The 17762-nt window shown below is 54.3% G+C and carries 21 protein-coding genes; 8 read left to right on the top strand and 13 right to left on the bottom strand.

The genetic code is table 11. The features are described from left to right. Window positions 1-32: 32 nt before the first annotated feature. Entirely contained in the window at window positions 33-239 is a 207-nt protein-coding gene (locus tag ENI00_RS08690; protein ID WP_071266268.1) for a cold-shock protein, read from the top strand. 77 nt (window positions 240-316) lie between these two features. Here ENI00_RS08690 and ENI00_RS08685 read toward each other — a convergent pair whose 3' ends face one another. Then, window positions 317-1372, bottom strand: a complete 1056-nt coding sequence (locus ENI00_RS08685) for a GGDEF domain-containing protein (protein ID WP_304101393.1) — start codon at window positions 1370-1372, stop codon at window positions 317-319. A 151-nt stretch (window positions 1373-1523) separates the two neighbouring features. On the opposite strand from ENI00_RS08685, the gene ENI00_RS18745 reads away from it, so the two are divergent. Then, window positions 1524-1646: a CCGSCS motif protein gene (locus ENI00_RS18745; protein WP_414674239.1), complete on the top strand. Its 123-nt coding sequence runs from the start codon at window positions 1524-1526 to the stop codon at window positions 1644-1646. Window positions 1647-1704: 58 nt separating this feature from the next. On the opposite strand, the gene ENI00_RS08680 is transcribed toward ENI00_RS18745, so the two are convergent. Then, entirely contained in the window at window positions 1705-2202 is a 498-nt protein-coding gene (locus ENI00_RS08680) for a copper chaperone PCu(A)C (RefSeq protein WP_304101391.1), read from the bottom strand. Window positions 2203-2318: 116 nt separating this feature from the next. Here ENI00_RS08680 and ENI00_RS08675 point away from each other — a divergent pair, with 116 nt between their 5' ends. Further along, window positions 2319-2792, top strand: a complete 474-nt coding sequence (locus tag ENI00_RS08675; protein ID WP_304101389.1) for a YaiI/YqxD family protein — start codon at window positions 2319-2321, stop codon at window positions 2790-2792. 258 nt (window positions 2793-3050) lie between these two features. On the opposite strand, the gene ENI00_RS08670 is transcribed toward ENI00_RS08675, so the two are convergent. Beyond that, on the bottom strand, window positions 3051-3464 hold the full coding sequence (locus tag ENI00_RS08670; protein WP_304101387.1) for a GFA family protein: 414 nt from the start codon (window positions 3462-3464) through the stop codon (window positions 3051-3053). A gap of 120 nt (window positions 3465-3584) precedes the next feature. Here ENI00_RS08670 and dkgB point away from each other — a divergent pair, with 120 nt between their 5' ends. The 3 genes from dkgB (at window position 3585) to ENI00_RS08655 (ending at window position 7259) form a co-directional block, all read left to right on the top strand. Further along, window positions 3585-4394: a 2,5-didehydrogluconate reductase DkgB gene (gene dkgB, locus ENI00_RS08665; protein WP_304101385.1), complete on the top strand. Its 810-nt coding sequence runs from the start codon at window positions 3585-3587 to the stop codon at window positions 4392-4394. A 203-nt stretch (window positions 4395-4597) separates the two neighbouring features. Beyond that, window positions 4598-6166, top strand: coding sequence for a D-alanyl-D-alanine carboxypeptidase/D-alanyl-D-alanine endopeptidase (dacB, locus tag ENI00_RS08660; RefSeq protein ID WP_304101383.1), 1569 nt, complete (start codon window positions 4598-4600; stop codon window positions 6164-6166). Window positions 6167-6407: 241 nt separating this feature from the next. Then, a complete protein-coding gene (locus ENI00_RS08655; RefSeq protein ID WP_304101381.1) occupies window positions 6408-7259 on the top strand; it encodes a DUF6279 family lipoprotein in 852 nt (283 codons plus the stop codon). 24 nt (window positions 7260-7283) lie between these two features. Here ENI00_RS08655 and ENI00_RS08650 read toward each other — a convergent pair whose 3' ends face one another. From ENI00_RS08650 to ENI00_RS08630, 5 genes are read right to left on the bottom strand one after another with little or no spacing between them, the layout of a single operon-like run. Next, on the bottom strand, window positions 7284-8054 hold the full coding sequence (locus ENI00_RS08650; protein ID WP_304101380.1) for an SDR family oxidoreductase: 771 nt from the start codon (window positions 8052-8054) through the stop codon (window positions 7284-7286). Window positions 8055-8071: 17 nt separating this feature from the next. After that, on the bottom strand, window positions 8072-8761 hold the full coding sequence (locus ENI00_RS08645; protein WP_304101378.1) for a histidine phosphatase family protein: 690 nt from the start codon (window positions 8759-8761) through the stop codon (window positions 8072-8074). Further along, window positions 8761-9849 carry a phosphotransferase family protein gene (locus tag ENI00_RS08640; RefSeq protein WP_304101377.1) on the bottom strand — a complete coding sequence of 363 codons (1089 nt, stop codon included), beginning with the start codon at window positions 9847-9849 and terminating at the stop codon, window positions 8761-8763. The genes ENI00_RS08645 and ENI00_RS08640 overlap by 1 nt, the downstream gene beginning before the upstream one ends. A 31-nt stretch (window positions 9850-9880) precedes the next feature. Further along, on the bottom strand, window positions 9881-10702 hold the full coding sequence (locus ENI00_RS08635) for an SDR family oxidoreductase (protein ID WP_304101374.1): 822 nt from the start codon (window positions 10700-10702) through the stop codon (window positions 9881-9883). Between the two features lie 26 nt (window positions 10703-10728). After that, window positions 10729-11940, bottom strand: a complete 1212-nt coding sequence (locus ENI00_RS08630) for an acyl-CoA dehydrogenase family protein (protein ID WP_304101371.1) — start codon at window positions 11938-11940, stop codon at window positions 10729-10731. 158 nt (window positions 11941-12098) lie between these two features. Here ENI00_RS08630 and ENI00_RS08625 point away from each other — a divergent pair, with 158 nt between their 5' ends. Continuing rightward, window positions 12099-12992 carry a LysR family transcriptional regulator gene (locus ENI00_RS08625; RefSeq protein WP_304101437.1) on the top strand — a complete coding sequence of 298 codons (894 nt, stop codon included), beginning with the start codon at window positions 12099-12101 and terminating at the stop codon, window positions 12990-12992. On the opposite strand, the gene ENI00_RS08620 is transcribed toward ENI00_RS08625, so the two are convergent. Further along, a complete protein-coding gene (locus ENI00_RS08620) occupies window positions 12986-13342 on the bottom strand; it encodes a hypothetical protein (RefSeq protein ID WP_304101369.1) in 357 nt (118 codons plus the stop codon). The genes ENI00_RS08625 and ENI00_RS08620 overlap by 7 nt on opposite strands. 30 nt (window positions 13343-13372) lie before the next feature. Continuing rightward, entirely contained in the window at window positions 13373-14134 is a 762-nt protein-coding gene (locus tag ENI00_RS08615) for an EAL domain-containing protein (protein ID WP_414674238.1), read from the bottom strand. A 240-nt stretch (window positions 14135-14374) separates the two neighbouring features. Here ENI00_RS08615 and ENI00_RS08610 point away from each other — a divergent pair, with 240 nt between their 5' ends. Further along, window positions 14375-15529 carry an isocitrate/isopropylmalate dehydrogenase family protein gene (locus ENI00_RS08610; protein WP_304101365.1) on the top strand — a complete coding sequence of 385 codons (1155 nt, stop codon included), beginning with the start codon at window positions 14375-14377 and terminating at the stop codon, window positions 15527-15529. Between the two features lie 57 nt (window positions 15530-15586). On the opposite strand, the gene ENI00_RS08605 is transcribed toward ENI00_RS08610, so the two are convergent. From ENI00_RS08605 to ENI00_RS08595, 3 genes are read right to left on the bottom strand one after another with little or no spacing between them, the layout of a single operon-like run. Next, on the bottom strand, window positions 15587-16165 hold the full coding sequence (locus ENI00_RS08605; RefSeq protein WP_304101363.1) for a DUF1439 domain-containing protein: 579 nt from the start codon (window positions 16163-16165) through the stop codon (window positions 15587-15589). A 48-nt stretch (window positions 16166-16213) separates the two neighbouring features. Continuing rightward, on the bottom strand, window positions 16214-16405 hold the full coding sequence (locus ENI00_RS08600; RefSeq protein WP_304101362.1) for a CPXCG motif-containing cysteine-rich protein: 192 nt from the start codon (window positions 16403-16405) through the stop codon (window positions 16214-16216). A gap of 9 nt (window positions 16406-16414) precedes the next feature. Continuing rightward, window positions 16415-17641, bottom strand: coding sequence for a pyridoxal phosphate-dependent aminotransferase (locus ENI00_RS08595; protein WP_304101361.1), 1227 nt, complete (start codon window positions 17639-17641; stop codon window positions 16415-16417). Window positions 17642-17762: the final 121 nt, after the last annotated feature.

The raw sequence follows: 17762 nt of genomic DNA, 5'->3' as shown, positions 1-17762 counted from the left end.
ACTTTAAAAGATTGAATTCAGGATTTATTATTATGTCTACTGTTACCGGTACTGTTAAGTTCTTCAACGAAGCTAAAGGCTTTGGCTTTATCACTCGTGAAGGCGGCCCGGACGTATTCGTTCACTACAGCGCTATTCAAGGCGGCGGATTCAAGACTCTGGCTGAAGGCCAGCAAGTTGATTTCACCGTAACTCAGGGCCAGAAAGGTCCTCAGGCAGAGAACGTTGTTGCTGTTTAATTAACAGACAACGTTAGAAAAAGGCAGCTTAAGCTGCCTTTTTTATTGCCCGCCTTTTGTTGATCAAAAGCCTCTCTTTACTGCTCAACCCGATTTCGACCTCCAGCCTTACCACGATAAAGCGCCTGATCCGCACGACTGACCACAGACGCCATATCATCATTCTGACCAAGCTCACTGACACCCGCGCTTATGGTGACCTCTACCGACTCGCCTGTAGCCGATGTCCACTTATAGCTGCGAAACGCTTTCCTGACTCGTTCGGCACTCGCCAGCGCACTCTCAATTCCGGTATCCGGAAGAATAACCAGAAACTCCTCGCCACCCCAGCGCGCAACGATGTCCTGGGTTCGCAACTGTGCCGGGATTAGTCGTCCTATCTCGCATAGGATCTTGTCTCCCATCTCATGCCCATATCGATCGTTAATTAATTTGAAGTGATCCACATCGAACAACAAGAACGCCACAGGATGACCAGCTCGCTGGAAACGTGCGATTTCCTTTTCCGCCATATCACTGCCGTGGCGGCGATTGAACAGACCCGTCAGCGAATCGACAGTGGCCAATTTGCGAAGTTTGCGTTGCGCCGAAACCACCATGTTCATATAAAAGAATGACAGATAACTGAACATGGCAAATACGATGCTCAAATTGAACAGATGAACGCCAAGCAAAGCACCGGACGAAACCGGCTGAACCGGGTCGATAAACCACATGAGAATATCAAGCGCTATGTAATAGCCCCAGAGCACCACGACTAAAGACAAAATGGCAAAGCGACGCATCGAGCTGACACACAACGCCGGGATGAACATCAATAAGTAATAGTGAAAGCCACTGCCCCATCCGATCAATATGGTGCCTAGCGCCGAGTGAACAATAACCTCAAACCAGATCAGCGAGATGGCCAGTCGATTGAGCCTGCGCTGGAGGGCGTAATAGGCACCCGCGTATATAGCGACACTGCCAACATTGATCCACGCCAGGATAGGCGACTCAAGAATATGAAACAGGAAGAAAAAGGAAATATCGACAGCCGCGGCAAGCTGACATGCGCGTCGGGCAACCTGCCAGAATTGAACCCCACGCGCGCGCCGCGACATGGGATTGACAGTACTATCTTGATGATCCATCTACTGCAAATCCCCTACTACAGAGCGGTCTGTGCCGCCTAAGCTACTATCACAACCATTCAGGGCGAAAAGGCGCAATAAGCATCGAAAACCCCAAGCGCGAGCGATAAGCAAATTCAGCCGAGACTGTAGCACACATAAACAATTCTGAATCTTTTTCCGCGAGCTTGCATCCGCCGCGCAAACCACCAAGACACCGAAAAGCACTGAAAGAGAAACTGCAATGAAGGGTAAACACGGAGATCCGGGCGCCTGCTGCGGTGGCTGCTCATAAGCGCGAGCCTTTCAAAAGGACGGTACCAGTGACGTTTAAAAGAACGCCAGTGGCCCATCTAGTGCTCTGAATGAGTCGTTTCAGGCTCTTTCATATCAGCATCCAGGAACTGTACTTTTAACTCAACCTGCATCCTTTCCGCACCCTCAAACTCCAGAGTCAAAGGAATGCTTTCGCCTGCTTTTAAGGGTTCTGCGAGCTTTTCCAGCATTAAATGATAGCTGCTCGGTTTAAGCTCTACGGTTTCTCCAGCCGGTATAGTCAGCCCGCTCTCAAGCCACCGCATACTCATAACATCCGCTTTCATCCGCGTTTCATGAATCGAAACACGAACGGCTCTGGGCGTGCTCGCGCCAACCAACGAAATTTCTTTGTCGCTGTTATTTCTGATCACCAAATAGCCGACGCCCATGGGTGTACCCGGCGGTGTTGGACGACTCCACGGATGTTCGATATCAACTCCCCCATGGGAGTACTCATGGGCCACCGCTACGTTAGCAAAGACCAGCGCGATCAGCGCACTGCTGGCAAACAGCCGTGCGATTAATTTTTTCATGGTGCCCCGCATCGTTAGTGTCAAAATGATAATAGTAGCACCACTTTGCCGGCTTCCGAGCTTCGCCAAGAGCGGGTAAACTGCACGGCAGAACCAAACTGCTTGAGGAACCTGATATGCCGATCTGGGTCGACGCCGACGCTTGCCCCGTGCCCATCCGGGAAATTCTTTGCCGCGCCGCTACCCGCTGGCACGTTCAAACAACGTTCATTGCCAACCACGTCATCAAACTGCCGCCCAGCGCTCATATTAATGCCAGGCAGGTTATGCAGGGGTTCGACGTGGCCGATAACGAAATAATGGACCAACTCAGCGCTGGCGATCTTGTGATTACTCAAGACATTCCGCTGGCGGCCGAAGCCATTGAGAAAGGCGCAGACGTGTTCAATCCAAGAGGCCAGGCCTTCACCCGGGAAAACATTCGCCAGCGCCTTGCCATGAGAAACTTCATGGAAGAAATGCGCAATGCCGGACAGGTTACCGGTGGCCCGGCTCCGTTCAGCCAAACCGACCGAAAAGAATTCGCCGACAAGCTGGATCGATGGTTACAGCGCAACCTCAAACCCGGCAATAACGCCTCCACAACCTGATGTCCCTGGCTCTGGACGGAATTCAGCTCCCGATCCCGGAGCCCAATAGCAAGCCGGCAACAACCACTGCGATAAACACACCAGCGCCAGCCGCGATCTTCAACCCTTCCATCATTTCCTGTTCTGCCGTCATGGCCACATCTCCCTTGATTTATGATGCAAACGCCCCCGCGAAGAGCGCTTGTAACGCACTTCAGGTGAATACATTGGAGATATTAATGGTAATGATTATTATTTGCAATAAATACCAATACGCTTTCAGTGAGGATCGCCGGTGCGCTCGGTTTTTTCGAACTGGGGCAGAGCATCGGTAATGTCAAACCAGTCTGACTTTGAACCGGTATAGACATGCTGCGCAGCGCCTTTGCCCAAGGGCTCATTTATAACGCCCACGCGTAAACGGAGAATGCCAGGAATCGCATCCACGCGGCTATAAACCTGGCTCCCGCAGCGGCTGCAGAAGGCCCGATATTTTCCCGGGCGTGATTCATATTCCGTCAGCTTTTCTTGTCCTGACAAAAATTGAAAGCGCACTTTCTGCACCGGAGAACTGGCCGAAAACGCGCTGCCATGGGCACGGCGGCACTGACTGCAATGGCACAGAGACAGCGGGCCCAGAGGACCGTCGTATTCAAAGGTAATATCGCCACACAGGCACTGCCCGGTATACATAATCGCTACTCTTGACTTAGGGGATTGCATCGATTCAGCGCTGATAATACCCGCAGGCCACTTGAAGAACCAGAGAACCACCACCACGTTAACAGGACACAGATTTAACAGGAGGACAGCATGTCATTCAGCAAACTTCCAGACATCGGTATGGGGACCTTCCGCTTGAAGGGAAATGACGCGCGGGATGCTGTTAAAAGCGCCCTGTCAGTGGGTTATCGTCACATTGATACCGCGCAGATGTACGACAATGAGGCAGACGTTGGCGAAGGCATTTCTGCCAGCGGCGTCCCCCGCGACGACATTTTCCTTACCACCAAAATCTGGCATGACCAACTGCATGCAAACGACCTGATCAGAAGCCTGCGAGACAGTCTCGCACGCCTGAAAACAGACTATGTTGACCTGGCGCTTATTCACTGGCCCTCGCCGAACAACGATGTCCCCATGGAAGAATACCTGGGTGCCCTGCGGGACGCGCAAAAAGAAGGGCTCGCAAAGCACATCGGCATTTCCAACTTCACCTGCGCACAAATGGACCAGGCGATCGAGATTCTGGGAGAAAACACCATTTTTACCAATCAGGTGGAGGTGCACCCCTTCCTGACGAATCGTAAAGTTGTGGAACACGCCCAAAAGCTCGGCATTACCGTCACCGGCTATATGCCGCTGGCCGTTGGCAAGGTGATGGAAGATGAAACACTGCAACGCATCGGCCAAGGGCATAACGCAACGCCGGCCCAGATTGCGATCGCCTGGGTTGCCGCTCGCGGCTTGGTGCCCATACCCTCATCGACCCGCGCTGCACACCAAACTGCCAACCTTGATGCGCTAAAGATCACATTAAGCGACGACGAAGTCCGGGCTATTGATCACCTGGATCGGTGCGAGAGAATAGCAAATCCCGGCTTTGCTCCAGACTGGGATTGAGCCCCGGAGAAATGCCGGGCTCATCGCCCGGCACGGGTGCTTACACTTGATGACAAAATCCCTCTACAAACAAACAAGCTACTGGCATTTATTAACGTCATGTAGAGGTTTTCTGCATAGTACAATCCGCAAAGATGGGCTATTGTTCATCTACAAGATTTCTTAGCAAATCGCATCAAACAGCCACCATGGTGATTTCGGGTATGCCGCACTTAAACAGCGCAGGAAACGTCGGTCTTCGGCAAAGGCGCCCAGCGCTGGCTTTCGTCGCGGCTCTTGTCCTGGCCCCTGCGCTGGCAAACCTGCCATCAGCGCTGGCGGCTGACAACAACGATGCGGGCTACAGTGGTAATCGTCTCTGGGCCAGCCAGATGCGCGACTACGCCACGAAATCCCTTGATAGTGACGAAGCGCTGAGCATGTCTGCCGTGCCCCTGAACGGCCCGGGGCTTGATCAGAACATCAATTCCGATGTGCCCATGAGCCCTGGCTCTATAATGAAGGTGATCACAACCTACGCAGCTCTGGAAATTCTTGGGCCCACCTATCGCTGGGATACCGATTTTCTGACCGACGGGGAAATGGTGGGTGATACGCTCCACGGCAATCTCTACGTTCGCTTTGGCGGCGATCCGAAGCTCACCTTCGAACGACTCTGGACCACACTGCGGGAACTCCGCGACATGGGAATTACCCGCATCGATGGCAATCTGGTGCTCGACGGCAGTTACTTTAAAATCGACGGTGGTTTTCCGGCATTTGAAGACAATGGCGATAACCCTTACGCGCCTTTTCTGGTTGAGCCATCGGCCTACCTGACGAATCTCAATCTCGTTCATTTTCAAATACGCGCCGACGAACGCGGCACTCAAGCCTGGAGCACGCCAGCGCTGAGCGAGATTGTCATCGATAATCGCGTAACCGCCGTTGCCGAAGGATCCTGCCCGGCGCGCCGTAACTTTGACTGGGAGCCGGTATTTCAGGAAGGCGGCAGGGTTACTGTGCGAGTAACCGGTGAACTGCCGCAGGGCTGTCGCACAACAACCTATTTGTCTCTGCTGCCCCACGACCAATACAGCGCCTCAATGATTCGCTCACTGCTCGGCGAGATGGGCATCATCGTATCCGGTGGAAACTCGAACGGGTTAACGCCGGAAAATGCCCGCTTGGTCATGAAAACCACCTCGCCAGACCTGGTTACCATGGTACGGGACATCAACAAGTGGAGCAGTAATGTGATGGCGCGCCAGCTATTGCTGACCATCGGCGCCCAAAACCGCTTGGAGAAAGAGCAAGACGACCGGGTTGCGGGCATACGCGTGATCTATGACTGGCTGGAGAGCAAAGGTGTCGACACAACCGGGATGGTGATTGATAACGGCGCCGGGCTGACCCGCTACGCCAGAATCACAACCCGGCAGGGCACAAAGATTTTACAGCAGGCGTGGAACAGCCCCTACTCCTCAGATCTTATGACCTCCATGCCCATCATCGCGATGGATGGCACCATGACCCGGCGCTTGCGCAACACCGGTATGGCCGGTGAGGGACGTATTAAAACCGGCTATCTCGAAAACGTTCGCTCTATCGCCGGTTTTGCCCGGGATGAAAATAATACTACCTGGGCCGTTGTAGGCATCGTTAATAATGATCCTGCCTGGAACGGCCAAGCGGTACTGGACCGGGTGCTTTACTCTCTGCATTTTCGGCCGCCTACCGCCACGGCTCTGTCTCAAATGGATTCGGCCAGCTCACGCACGGCCATTCGGTAAACCAGAACGCCCCGGTTAAGTCGGGGCCGTTTGTTCACGTACCCTCGTTTCCCTCACGCAGTGGTCTTAACGTCATTTCGGTGAGCTGCACTGCTATGGGTGCGGAACTTCAGATAGCCACATCTGAAATCCTCGTGATATCGTAATCTTGTACTCTTTTTTCGATAAGCTCTTCTACCACGTAAGGCGCGATATGGATCAGTACAGGTGCTCGTTTCAGGTAAGCGCCAGGCGCTGGCTTATGATCCTGCTTGCGATCACTCTGATTATGGTCACCTTGCTTACGTCAGGATGCAGCTCAACCCGCCTCGCCTACCGTTACGCCGACTGGGGCGCGGTCTGGTGGGTAGAAGATCGGGTTACGCTTACGCCGCCTCAGAAGCAGCAATTGAATGTTGATCTTGAGAGCCTGAAGAAATGGCACTGCAGCAAGGAGTTGCCGCGCTACAGTGCGTGGCTGGACAGCCTGCAAGGCACTCTGGCTTCCGGTGATCTGGGCCCCACTGAAATCAACAACCTCCAGATTCAAATGATGACGTTCATTCCACCGCTGTTGAAGCAGATAACGCCCGCCGCGGTTAACCTGTTCTCCAGCCTTAGCGATGAGCAGGTGAACGAGCTGGCGGGCAATATGGTTGAGAAACGCCGAAAATTTGAAGAAAAATTTCTTGTTGGGGACGCGGAAGAGATCGCAAAGGCACGCTCAGAACGAACTGCTGAGCGTGCGGAGCAATGGCTAGGCAGCCTGAACAGCACCCAGCAACGCATCATAAAAGACTGGTCAGAAGACCGCATCGGGCAGACCAGAATCTGGCTGGAGGGGCGCCGAAATTGGCAAAAAGCCCTGTTGAATGCTCTCGACAACCGCCACGAGCCCGGTTTCAAAGACACCATCACCGAGCTGATCAACAATTCTGCAGTCGCGCGGGGCGATGGCTACACTGAAATAATGAATAGAAGCATAGAGGCCATGGCTTCGCTGATTCAGGATCTGTTGCTGGCAAGTGAGCCGTCTCACCTCGACCACCTTGCCGAACGCGCATCGAAATTGCACGGCGACTTCGAAGCCCTCACATGCACACAGGACTTCTAGATCGCACTGCCTGCATAAGAACCGTCAGATCGTAAGATACCCACCGTCTACATTAATACAGGTACCCGTGGTGTAGCTGGACGCATCCGATGCCAGATACAGCACCGTACCGGCCATCTCACTCGGATCGGCCACACGTTTCATGGGGATGTGCGCCATAGCCTGCTTTTTGATCGCTTCATTGGAGGTCAGAGCACTGGCGAACTTGGTGTCTGTAAGCCCCGGCAGCAAGGCGTTCACACGAACGTTCTGTTGACCAAGTTCCATGGCAAACGATTTGGTCATGGAGATAACCGCGGCTTTGGTGACCGAGTAAATGCCCTGGAAATGCCCTGGATTTACGCCGTTAACCGATGCAACGTTGACGATAGAACCACCACCGTTTTTCTTCATCAACTGCGCACCACGGGCGCACATGAAGAAATAGCCGCGTATGTTTACGTCTACCGTTTTCTGGAAAGCACCGAGATCTGTGTCCTCAATCGGGCCGAAATACGGGTTGGCTGCGGCGTTGTTTACCAGAATATCCAGTTTGTCATGCGCTTTGTCAATGTGAGCCCAGATGGCTTCGATCTGCTCCATTTCGCCAATATGGCAGGCATAGGCCTCAGCGCTGCCGCCTGCTTCGCGAATGCTACCGGCCACGGCTTCACAGGCGTCGATCTTGCGACTGGTCACAATCACGTGGGCGCCATACTCCGCCAGAGTGCGGGCAATGCTCTCGCCAATGCCACGGCTGGCGCCGGTAATCAGGGCCGTCTTGCCGGTCAGATCAAACAGGTCTTTCTTGCTCATTCGTACACCTCAATGGGTCATCGGAACGTCACCAGGGCGGGGTCTTCCGCTTCCAGGTGGCTGTAATTATTGAAAACAGACAGGCTGCGGCGACCTTTGGAATACAGGACTCTTGTGACACTGGTATTGGCGATGACTGCGTTCAATCCCAGCGCCCGCTCGTCATCAAGGCCCAGAAGGTGTTGGCACATAACGGCAATAGGGCCGCCAGACGTAGACACCAAGACATCACCACCGTCTGCGTACTCAATCATTTCATCAAACGCCGCAAGAACCCGGGTTTTGAACTCTGTCCAGGTCTCGTCGTACTCCCCGTCATAGTCTGCGGATATCCAGCGGCGAACAGCTTCAACAAAGGTTTGCTGAAAGGCTGCTGCGGGTTTCGGATAGGACGCAAGATCCCTCGCCATAACCTGCCTGTCGCACCATTCGGGGCGATAACGGTTAACAATGGAGACATGATCAAATTCATTGAAGCCGGGCGCCACCTGCATGTCGGGCAAGCGCATTCCATAACCGGTCGCAACGGCCTCAACCGTTTCCCGGTGGCGCTGCAAATTGCCGCCAAAAATTGCCGCCGGCTTTATCTTATCGACCATCCAGCGGCCCAGCACCCTTCCCTGCGCCCAGCCTTGGGGCGAAAGCTGATCGTAGTTTTCCTTGCCAAAACTGGCTTGGCCGTGGCGCATCAGGTACACCGTGGCCACTACAAGGAACTCTCTAAGGAACTCTTTAAGGAACTCTCTGAGATCAGACGCAGACAGCGTTTCTCAAGATAGTTGGCCGCATGGCCAAAGGCGGCAAACCGTTTGTCGCCTGTCTGGCCATGATAAAAACGGTAATAGATCTGCTGAACAATCACCGCTAAGCGGAAAAGTCCGTAGATCTCATAGAAATCGAAGTTATCAGCCCGAAAGCCAGACTTTTCCATGTAGTATTCCACCACTTCTTTCCGGCTAAGCATGCCTGGGCGATGCGTTGGCTGGCGGCGCAGCATCTGGAACGGGCCTTCGTCGTCTGCCTCAATCCAGTAGGCAAGCGTATTGCCCAGATCCATCAGCGGATCGCCGATCGTCGCCATTTCCCAATCCAGAACCCCGAGTACTTCAAAGGGGTTGTCCGGGTTCAGCACCAGGTTGTCAAAGCGGAAGTCGTTGTGGATCACAACCTGTGCCCTGTCGTTTGGCATCTTGTCGTCAAGCCAGGACATAACAGCCTCAAAATCGCCGACATCTTCTGTACGGGACTTGCGAAAGCGATCACTCCAGCCGCCGATCTGACGCTGAATATACCCGTCGCCCTTGCCCAGCTTGTCCAATCCGGCCGCTTTGGCGTCAACCCGATGCAGGTCAACGAGCTTGTCGATCACGCTCAGGCACAGCTTGCGCGTGTCGGCTTCATTCAACGAAAAATCTTCAGGGAAGTCCTGGCGCAAGATGATGCCTTGCACCCGTTCCATCACATAGAAATCGCAACCCAGCACGCTGTGATCGTCGCAAATAGCGAGAATGTCGGGCACGTAAGGATAAACCGGCTTCAACGCCTGCATCACGTTCGCTTCGCGCAGCATGTCGTGGGCAGATTTTGCGATCTTGCCAAACGGCGGACGTCGCAGTACATAGGAGCGCTCGCCGTAGTCCACCTGATACGTCAGATTGGAAGCACCCCCGGGGTATTGGCGCACCATCGGCTCGCCGCTGAGCTCCGGTATCGAGCTTTTCATGAATCGGTCGACTGCCGACACGTCCAGCTCCTCACCTTCGCGGATGTCCGCGGCCTGATCAATCTGGGTCATTCATGGCTCTCCTGTGATTCTCGCGTTCGGTTCAGGCTTTGGCCTTACCGCCCATCTTCTTCATCCAGCGCTTGCTCTCTTCGTACATCAGTTTGTCAAACGCCCAGGGTGCGTAGCGCTTGAGCATCCACATGCGGCGCTCTTTCACATGGGGCAACACCCAGAAATCCTTGTTTTTCACCGAGCGCACAATGTCCTCAGCAACATGGTCTGCTGAAATAGTCGAGCGCTTCATCAGCTTGTTTACATTCTGTTGAATACCGGGAATATCAGAACGCATGCTGCTGGTGAGATTGGTCTGGAAGAACGCCGGGCACACACAACTGACGTGAATGCCGTCACCCCGCAACTCCTGGCTCAATGTCTCAGACAAAGCAATCACCCCCGCCTTGGACACATTGTAGCTATCCATAAGCGGAGCCAGCATCAGGCCCGCCATGGACGCAATGTTCACAAACGCACCTGAGCCCTGCTTCTTAAACTGCGGCGTAAACGCCTTACAGCCCCGCACGACGCCAAGGACGTTGATATCCAGAATCCACTCCCAATCGCCCATGGTGGTGTCTTCAATAGAGCCTGCAGACGCAACACCGGCGTTGTTCACGACCACATCCACACCGCCCCACTTGTCTGTGAGATCAGCACAAACCTTTTCCAGATCCGTCAGGCGCCGGACATCGCACTCCACAAAGTAGCCTTCGCCACCGGCGTTGTTGATCTCTTGCTCAACGCCAACACCCTGCTCCGGATTGATATCACCGATACAGACCTTCGCACCCTCTTTGGCGTAGCGCAGCGCAATGGCCCGGCCAAGGCCGCTTGCGCCGCCTGTTACGAATACTCGCTGTGTCATAATGTTTCCCGTTATATGGTTTTTAATCAGCTTTTGTATTTGCGCAACTCAATGCGAGCCACGGTAGCTCGGTGCACTTCATCCGGCCCGTCGGCCAACCGCAATACTCGAGCATAAGCAAACAACTGGGTCAGCGGGAAGTCATCATCACTCACACCCCCGCCACCGTGAATCTGAATGGCCTGATCAACCAGAGTTTGCAGCATTAACGGAACAACCGCCTTGATCATGGCAACTTCCTGAATGGCACCCACAATGCCTTTGGTATCGAGAGCCCAAGCGCATTTAAGCGTGAGCAAACGCGCCTGCTCAATCGCCATACGCGCATTGGCAATGATATCCGGATTCCCGCCAAGTTTTGCTAACGGGCGGCCAAACGCCTCTCGGCTGGTTGCTCTTTTAATCAGCAACTCAAGCGTACGCTCGGCGGCTCCAATGGCACGCATACAGTGGTGCACACGGCCAGGCCCCAAGCGCCCTTGCGCAATTTCAAAACCCCGACCCGGACCGGCGATGAAGGCACTCTTGGGCAGGCGCACATTGGTGAACGAGACCTCTCCGTGCCCGTATGGCTCATCGTACTCACCAAACACCGAAAGCATGCGTTCAATCTTTACGCCCGGCGTGTCCAGCGGAACCAGAACCATGGAATGGCGCCGGTGCTTGTCTGCATCCGGGTCAGAAAGGCCCATAAAGACGGCGACCTTGCAGTCAGGGTGTCCGATGCCGGTGCTCCACCATTTGCGGCCGTTCAGCACCACTTCCTCACCGTCAACCACCGCAGTCGCCTCCATATTGGTTGCATCCGATGAGGCGACGTCCGGCTCGGTCATGCAGAACGCAGAGCGGATTTCGCCACTGAGCAAACGTGGCAGCCATTCGGCTTTCTGCCCTTCTGAACCATAGTGGATCAGCACTTCCATATTGCCGGTATCCGGCGCGTTGCAGTTAAAGATTTCAGGCGCAATAAAGCTGCGGCCCGTCTCTTCAGCGATCAGGGCGTAATCCGAGTTGAGCAGGCCACAACCGTGGGTCTCATCCGGAAAGAACATGTTCCAGAGACCTTGGGCCTTGGCTTTTTCCTTCAGCTCTTTGATGATCGGCAACACAACCCAGCGATTTTCGAGAGACGCCAACTCTTTAGAATACTGAGCTTCAATCGGGAAAATCTCTTCCGCCATAAACACTTTTACACGGTTGAGATAATCCTGGCCTTTCTCGGAGATACTAAAATCCATTGCCAAATCCTCACAGAAATTACACAGGCTGGTGCGGAACGGAACAAGCACGATAACGTTGGTCTACGACTAGTCTATGGCTGCGGTTACTATTACGCGACTGAATTATTCTTATCGTTTACTATTAGCCTGATTTATTCACTGTGAGCGTAATGTCTATGACCGGGACTCGCCTGGATCTCAACCTTTTGCACGTATTCGACACCATCTATCGGGAGAACAGCCTCACCCGGGCCGCAAAGGCACTGCACCTTACTCAGCCGGCTGTGAGTCATTCCCTGTCACGCCTTCGAGATCATTTTGATGATCCACTATTTACTCGCCAGGGTAACCAGATGGTGCCAACGCCTTTGGCGCGACGCTTTCTTGAATCCATGAAACCCGGGCTTACCCAGATCCAGAGCGCGGTCAACCAGTTTCATGCATTCGATCCGGCAAATCACCGCAAAACTTACGCCCTGGGCCTGCGGGATGTTCTCGAAGCAACGTTTCTACCACAACTGATGGGGCGACTGGATCCCTATCCGGAACTGGAAATCGTGAGTAAGCGCATTCCACGGCGGGATATGGAAACCCAATTGGCCGCCGGTAAACTGGACTTTGCAGTCGATGTTCTGCTTCCGGTCAGCCGACAGACGTCCCATGAACTTCTGAGGCGGGACAGGCTTGTGGTTCTGGCTCGTGAGGGCCATCCGCTTGCAGGGCAGGCACTGGATATGGAGGGCTATCTTTCAGCGCAGCACGTACTGGTTTCGTCGCGCACGGAAGGTCCGGGAATTGAGGATTTTGAGCTGTCGAGACTGGGGGTTCAACGCAGCATCCGCTTGCGTTGCCAACACTACTACGCAGCGTGCCGGGTGGTGGAAGCCACCGACCTTTTGCTGACCATGCCGGAAACCTACGCCCGAATTATTTCGGAACGAGCCAGTATTACCACCCTGAATCCACCGACGGACCTGCCCTCTCTCGATGTGCACCTGTATTGGCACAAAGCCTACACTCAGGAGCCGGCCCTGATATGGTTCAAAGAGCAGCTGAAAGCCATTCAATAGGCGCCAACGGCGACCAGGAAACCGAAAAAAGCGATGGCGACCAGCCCAAGGGATGCCACCACAATACCAAACCCCCACCACACGGCGGCACCGTCAGAGACCGCCACATTTTGACTGCGCAGGGTACGGTAGAATGCCAGGGGACCAAGCACAAATGCACCCACAATCGCGAACACAAGCCCCACGCTGATACCGGCAAAGGTCCCGGTCGCAAGCGCCGTAGTGCGTTCCGAAAGCTGTTCGGTAATACCCTGGCGTTCCAGGAACCTCTTGCAGAAGAACCAAAGTAGCGCAAAGAGCGCGACAACGAACACCAGGCCACCAATAATAATCAGAACTCGGTAAAGCACAGTCAGTCTTCCTGTCGGTTAGGGGAATCTTCAGACCGGGTAATGCGGCTCTGGCAAGCACTCGAAACCTGGTCTCGCAAACAGATAGCCCTGGTAAAGAGTGATGCCCTGAGCCCGTAGCCAGAAATATTCTTCGTTTGTTTCAACGCCCTCGGCTACGATCGTTCCGCCCAATTGGCTCATCATGGTGATGATTCCCGCCACAACAGCCTGCTTATTAGGCTCATCATGAATATCACGAACCAGCGTCATATCCAGTTTGAGCAGATTGGGCGGGCTGATCATCATGATGTTGTACCGGGAGTAACCCGCGCCAAAATCATCGATCGCCGTACTGAACCCCATCTCCTGATACGCATCAATAATGGAGGCAAGGTGCTCAACTGAGGTCAGATCTTCACCTTCCGTCAGCTCAAAAATGAGCTTGCTGGTGTCAAAATTATAGGTTTTCGCTGCGGCCAACGTTGTGCGAATGCAGTATTCCGCTTTGTAGACGGCGTTGGGCATGAAATTTATGCTCAGACGGGTATTCATACCAAGCTTGGAGGCGAGCTTAACGGCCTTGACCCTGCAAATCTGATCGAAGGCGTAGCGGTTGCGCTCATTTACCTTGTTGAGAATGCTCAGAGCACCCTCCCCCTCTGGGCCCCTGACTAGAGCCTCGTATGCGTAGACCGTTTTGTTGACAACGTCAACAATAGGCTGGAAAGCAAAGGTAAAAGAAAAATCCAACCCTTCTCCACAGGCGCATTGCTCACAGTGGGATTCGTCAAACAGAACGTCTGGCTTGATCACGTTAACTCCAGTGCTTTAAATCGGGCTTGGTGGCAGGATAATTAATAGCGTACTCGTGCGCCACTTTTGTGTGTGCGCCACTGTCTGTGCGCCACTATAGTCCCGAACACCAGACACGAACAACCTGTGGCAAACAGCTTAGGGTAAAAGTATGTCAAATGCTGGCATCCACGAGTCACACAACTACACTGGGCTCTAACACTCATTCGAGCCTTCCAATTTAAAGGAGTTTCCGCAATGGCCCAAACGACACGCATCGCAGTAACCCCGGGCGACGGTATTGGTCCGGAAGTTGTGGCAGAAGCCATACGCTGCCTGGAGGTCCTGCGCGCCAAGCACAATCTGGCCCTTGAGTGGAGCCACTTTCCCTGGCCTTCCCATGCCTGGCACCAGGCGCACGGCGAGTCCATGCCTGATGACGCCCTGGCTCAGCTCAGAGCCTACGACGCCATATTACTGGGGGCCCTGGGTGATCCTGGCCCGATAGACGACCCCGACCGCTACCTATTAACCGACAGCGTTTCACTAGCACCCTTGCTGGACATGCGCAAAGGCTTCGATCAATGGGTCTGCGAGCGCCCTGCCCGCCTGTTACCCGGCGCACGTCAGTACCTTGCTGACGAACGTGCAAAAGATATTGATATGTTGGTGATTCGTGAAAACTCCGAAGGCGAGTATGTAGGCCAGGGTGGACGCTTGCGTAAGGGAACCGAGGACGAGATCGCAACCCAGATGGAGGTGTTCAGCCGTAAGGCGACCAATCGCATTATCCGCTACGGGTTCGAGCAGGCTCGCACCAGGGCTTCAGATCGTGAACAGCAAAGCCGCGCCCGAAGCTTTCGCACTCTTGATGGTCGCCACTGTGCAAGCCAGGTGTGCCTGGTCACCAAACGCAATGCCCTGCGTTATTGGGGTGATATGTACACCGAAGCGTTCGAGGACATCAGCAAGGAGTTTCCAGACGTAGCCACCCACCACGAACTGGTGGATGCTGCCTGTATGAAATTTGTACAAAGCCCATGGGCATTCGATGTGGTGGTCGCCAGCAACCTGCAAGGCGACATTCTCACCGACCTTGCTGCCGTGCTATCGGGCGGCATGGGCGTTGCGCCATCGTGCAACCTGAACCCGACGGACCCGGACATGCCCTCCATGTTTGAGCCCACCCACGGCAGCGCTCCGGATATTGCCGGCCAGGGCCTGGCGGACCCAACAGCCATGCTGTTTACCACAGCCCGAATGCTCGAGTGGCTGGGGCGCAAAGATCCTGTTCTGGCGGCGGCCGGCAAGGAGCTATTTGACGCTGTGGCAGCGGATTTGGCAGACAGCGCTGGCGCGCGGCGGAAAACACAGGAGATAGGTGACGCTATTTGCCAACGCCTGTCAGCCTGAGCGGGGTTGGACGCAGGGCCAGAAAACCGTATCTGGCCCTGATTTACGGATAAGCGGTTATTTATCCGACATCACGAATTCGAGGCGACCTGGCACTACGCGCACATCCAGAGGCACCATACCAAACATGCGCTGAGCCAGATTGGAGTCATCCAGGCGATAAACCGGCATGGTTTCCAGCATCTGGGCCACAACTCTCATTACGCTGCTTGTGACCGGCGCGAGATCGCCTTTGAAAAACCCGGAGTCAACACTGCTTTCAAGCAGCTTAAGTCTGCGAATGTAGATCGCTTTTTCTTTGCTGTCGTATACCGGCGCACCTTCAACCTTCAAGGCAATATCAACCGGGAGTTTGGTCAGAAAGGCATTCAGGGCAACCTGCCCCTTCAGATCAATCACCGCCACATCACGCCCATCTGGCCCCAGGGTGATATCTGCCTCTTTAAGGCTAAGGCTTAGGGGCGAGCCATTCTTCAACTGCATGCGATCGTAATCACGAACCACATCCTGCAGATGGCTCTCCAATTCTCCTTCGGAAATTGCATAAGGGGACAGGCTGGCACAGCCGCTGGACAGCGCAAGCACCACTAACACAAAGCCCCAAAGGCCGCTCAGGCGCAGGCGTCGTTTATCCATTTTTTCTCTCCGTGAGTCAGGCGTTTATCCGGCGCCAGAGCGGATGATTTACTCGTTCTCGGCCCGGGCTTCTACATGAGGCGTGAGATTATCATCGAAAACAACCCGCAATAGAATGGGCTGACAACAGACTTGGCAGTCTTCCACGTATTCCTGCTCCACCACCGAGGGATCGACGCTGATGTCCAGCGTCTCCCAACAGTAGGGGCACTGGACAAGCACAGAATCCAGAGCCGACATAAAGGCACCTCAAAATTGCTGTTTGGCCATCCACGGAATAATGCGATCGAACGCGGCATCCAGCTTCTCACAAGTCGTTGAAAAACTGATACGAACCGCGTTGGTACAACCCTCGCCAAATGCATCGCCCGGCACCACGCACACGCCCGTTTCCTTCAGCAAGCGCAACGCAAGATCCGACCCGTCAACGTGGGGTGGCAAATCCGGAAACGCGAAAAAAGCGCCTCCCGGCTTGTAACCGGTCATGTACGGCGTCTGGTCGATCAACTCCACGACTTTATCGCGGCGCTCCTTATAGATTCCCACCATGTCTTTCACACACTGCTGATCGCCCGTAAGCGCCGCCACACCCGCGAACTGGGAAGGCGTGTTGGCAACCGAGGTGGTGAACATATGATAGCGGCGCAGGGATTTGATCGCCGCCTGGCTGGAGATCACCCACCCTATACGAAGCCCTGCCATGCTATAGGTTTTCGAGAAGCTGCTGATGCACATGATGTTGTCCAGATCCATGGAGCAGTTCAGGACACTGGCAAAATCATCGTCGTCAAAAATCAGGTGGTCATACACCTCGTCGGCATAAACCTGTATGCCGCGGTAGGCGCATTCTTCGAGAATGGTTTCCACGGTACTGCGTGGGTATACCGCGCCGGTCGGATTATTCGGGTTATTGAGTATCAGCGCGAAGGTGCGCGACCCCATCGCTCGAATCACCTCATCAGGATCAAGCTGATGGTCGTTTTCTGCACGAGTCGGGACGAATTTAACCTCACCCCCGTTCATGCGGATTAGAGGCGCGTACAGCAGGAAGGAAGGGTCCGTCACAATAAACTGTCGCCCAGGTGCCGCTGTCGCCGAGATCGCCAAATACATGGCCTCTGTGGCGCCACTGGTAACCAGAATGTTGTCCCGGGTCAACTTGCGGTTGTATCGTTTGCCGTAATAATCCCTCAGAGCCACCAGCAACTCCGGCAGGCCGGCATCCATGGTGTACCCCGTTTGCCCCGCGTGCAGAGCGTCAACGTACGCATCAATAATGTGCTTGGGCGTTGGCAAATCCGGCTGACCGATGGACAGATGAATAACATCCTTCATGGTCGCCGCCATATTAACCATCCGCCGGATACCTGGCACTGGAACCGCCTGCATGGCAGGGTTCCAACTGGCCTTGGTTTTCCGGTACTTCACTTTCCGCGCTTCGTACTGACCGGTATCTTTGTTGGTGGCGCCTGCCATAACAATCTCCTGCAACGGGAACGGGGCAAAACATAACTACCCCTGCAGGTTAGCCAGTAAGGTCAGGGCATACAAGACAAAACCAGACAAACATCGTGTAAGTAAAAGTACGCGTCAAAAT

Origin of the sequence: Marinobacter antarcticus (genome assembly GCF_011049865.1) — a bacterium.
Classification (GTDB): Bacteria; Pseudomonadota; Gammaproteobacteria; order Pseudomonadales; family Oleiphilaceae; genus Marinobacter; species Marinobacter antarcticus_A.
Note: the sequence above shows the minus strand (reverse complement) of the source record. Positions and strands in the feature narration are given on the sequence as shown.

Bases quoted from the DNA above. Each gene is read 5' to 3' on its own strand.
- ENI00_RS08690 (WP_071266268.1), top strand. From the start codon at position 33: ATGTCTACTGTTACCGGTACTGTTAAGTTCTTCAACGAAGCTAAAGGC.
- ENI00_RS08685 (WP_304101393.1), bottom strand. From the start codon at position 1,372: ATGGATCATCAAGATAGTACTGTCAATCCCATGTCGCGGCGCGCGCGT.
- ENI00_RS08680 (WP_304101391.1), bottom strand. From the start codon at position 2,202: ATGAAAAAATTAATCGCACGGCTGTTTGCCAGCAGTGCGCTGATCGCG.
- ENI00_RS08675 (WP_304101389.1), top strand. From the start codon at position 2,319: ATGCCGATCTGGGTCGACGCCGACGCTTGCCCCGTGCCCATCCGGGAA.
- ENI00_RS08670 (WP_304101387.1), bottom strand. From the start codon at position 3,464: ATGTATACCGGGCAGTGCCTGTGTGGCGATATTACCTTTGAATACGAC.
- dkgB (WP_304101385.1), top strand. From the start codon at position 3,585: ATGTCATTCAGCAAACTTCCAGACATCGGTATGGGGACCTTCCGCTTG.
- dacB (WP_304101383.1), top strand. From the start codon at position 4,598: ATGCCGCACTTAAACAGCGCAGGAAACGTCGGTCTTCGGCAAAGGCGC.
- ENI00_RS08655 (WP_304101381.1), top strand. From the start codon at position 6,408: ATGATCCTGCTTGCGATCACTCTGATTATGGTCACCTTGCTTACGTCA.
- ENI00_RS08650 (WP_304101380.1), bottom strand. From the start codon at position 8,054: ATGAGCAAGAAAGACCTGTTTGATCTGACCGGCAAGACGGCCCTGATT.
- ENI00_RS08640 (WP_304101377.1), bottom strand. From the start codon at position 9,849: ATGACCCAGATTGATCAGGCCGCGGACATCCGCGAAGGTGAGGAGCTG.
- ENI00_RS08635 (WP_304101374.1), bottom strand. From the start codon at position 10,702: ATGACACAGCGAGTATTCGTAACAGGCGGCGCAAGCGGCCTTGGCCGG.
- ENI00_RS08630 (WP_304101371.1), bottom strand. From the start codon at position 11,940: ATGGATTTTAGTATCTCCGAGAAAGGCCAGGATTATCTCAACCGTGTA.
- ENI00_RS08625 (WP_304101437.1), top strand. From the start codon at position 12,099: ATGACCGGGACTCGCCTGGATCTCAACCTTTTGCACGTATTCGACACC.
- ENI00_RS08610 (WP_304101365.1), top strand. From the start codon at position 14,375: ATGGCCCAAACGACACGCATCGCAGTAACCCCGGGCGACGGTATTGGT.
- ENI00_RS08605 (WP_304101363.1), bottom strand. From the start codon at position 16,165: ATGGATAAACGACGCCTGCGCCTGAGCGGCCTTTGGGGCTTTGTGTTA.
- ENI00_RS08600 (WP_304101362.1), bottom strand. From the start codon at position 16,405: ATGTCGGCTCTGGATTCTGTGCTTGTCCAGTGCCCCTACTGTTGGGAG.
- ENI00_RS08595 (WP_304101361.1), bottom strand. From the start codon at position 17,641: ATGGCAGGCGCCACCAACAAAGATACCGGTCAGTACGAAGCGCGGAAA.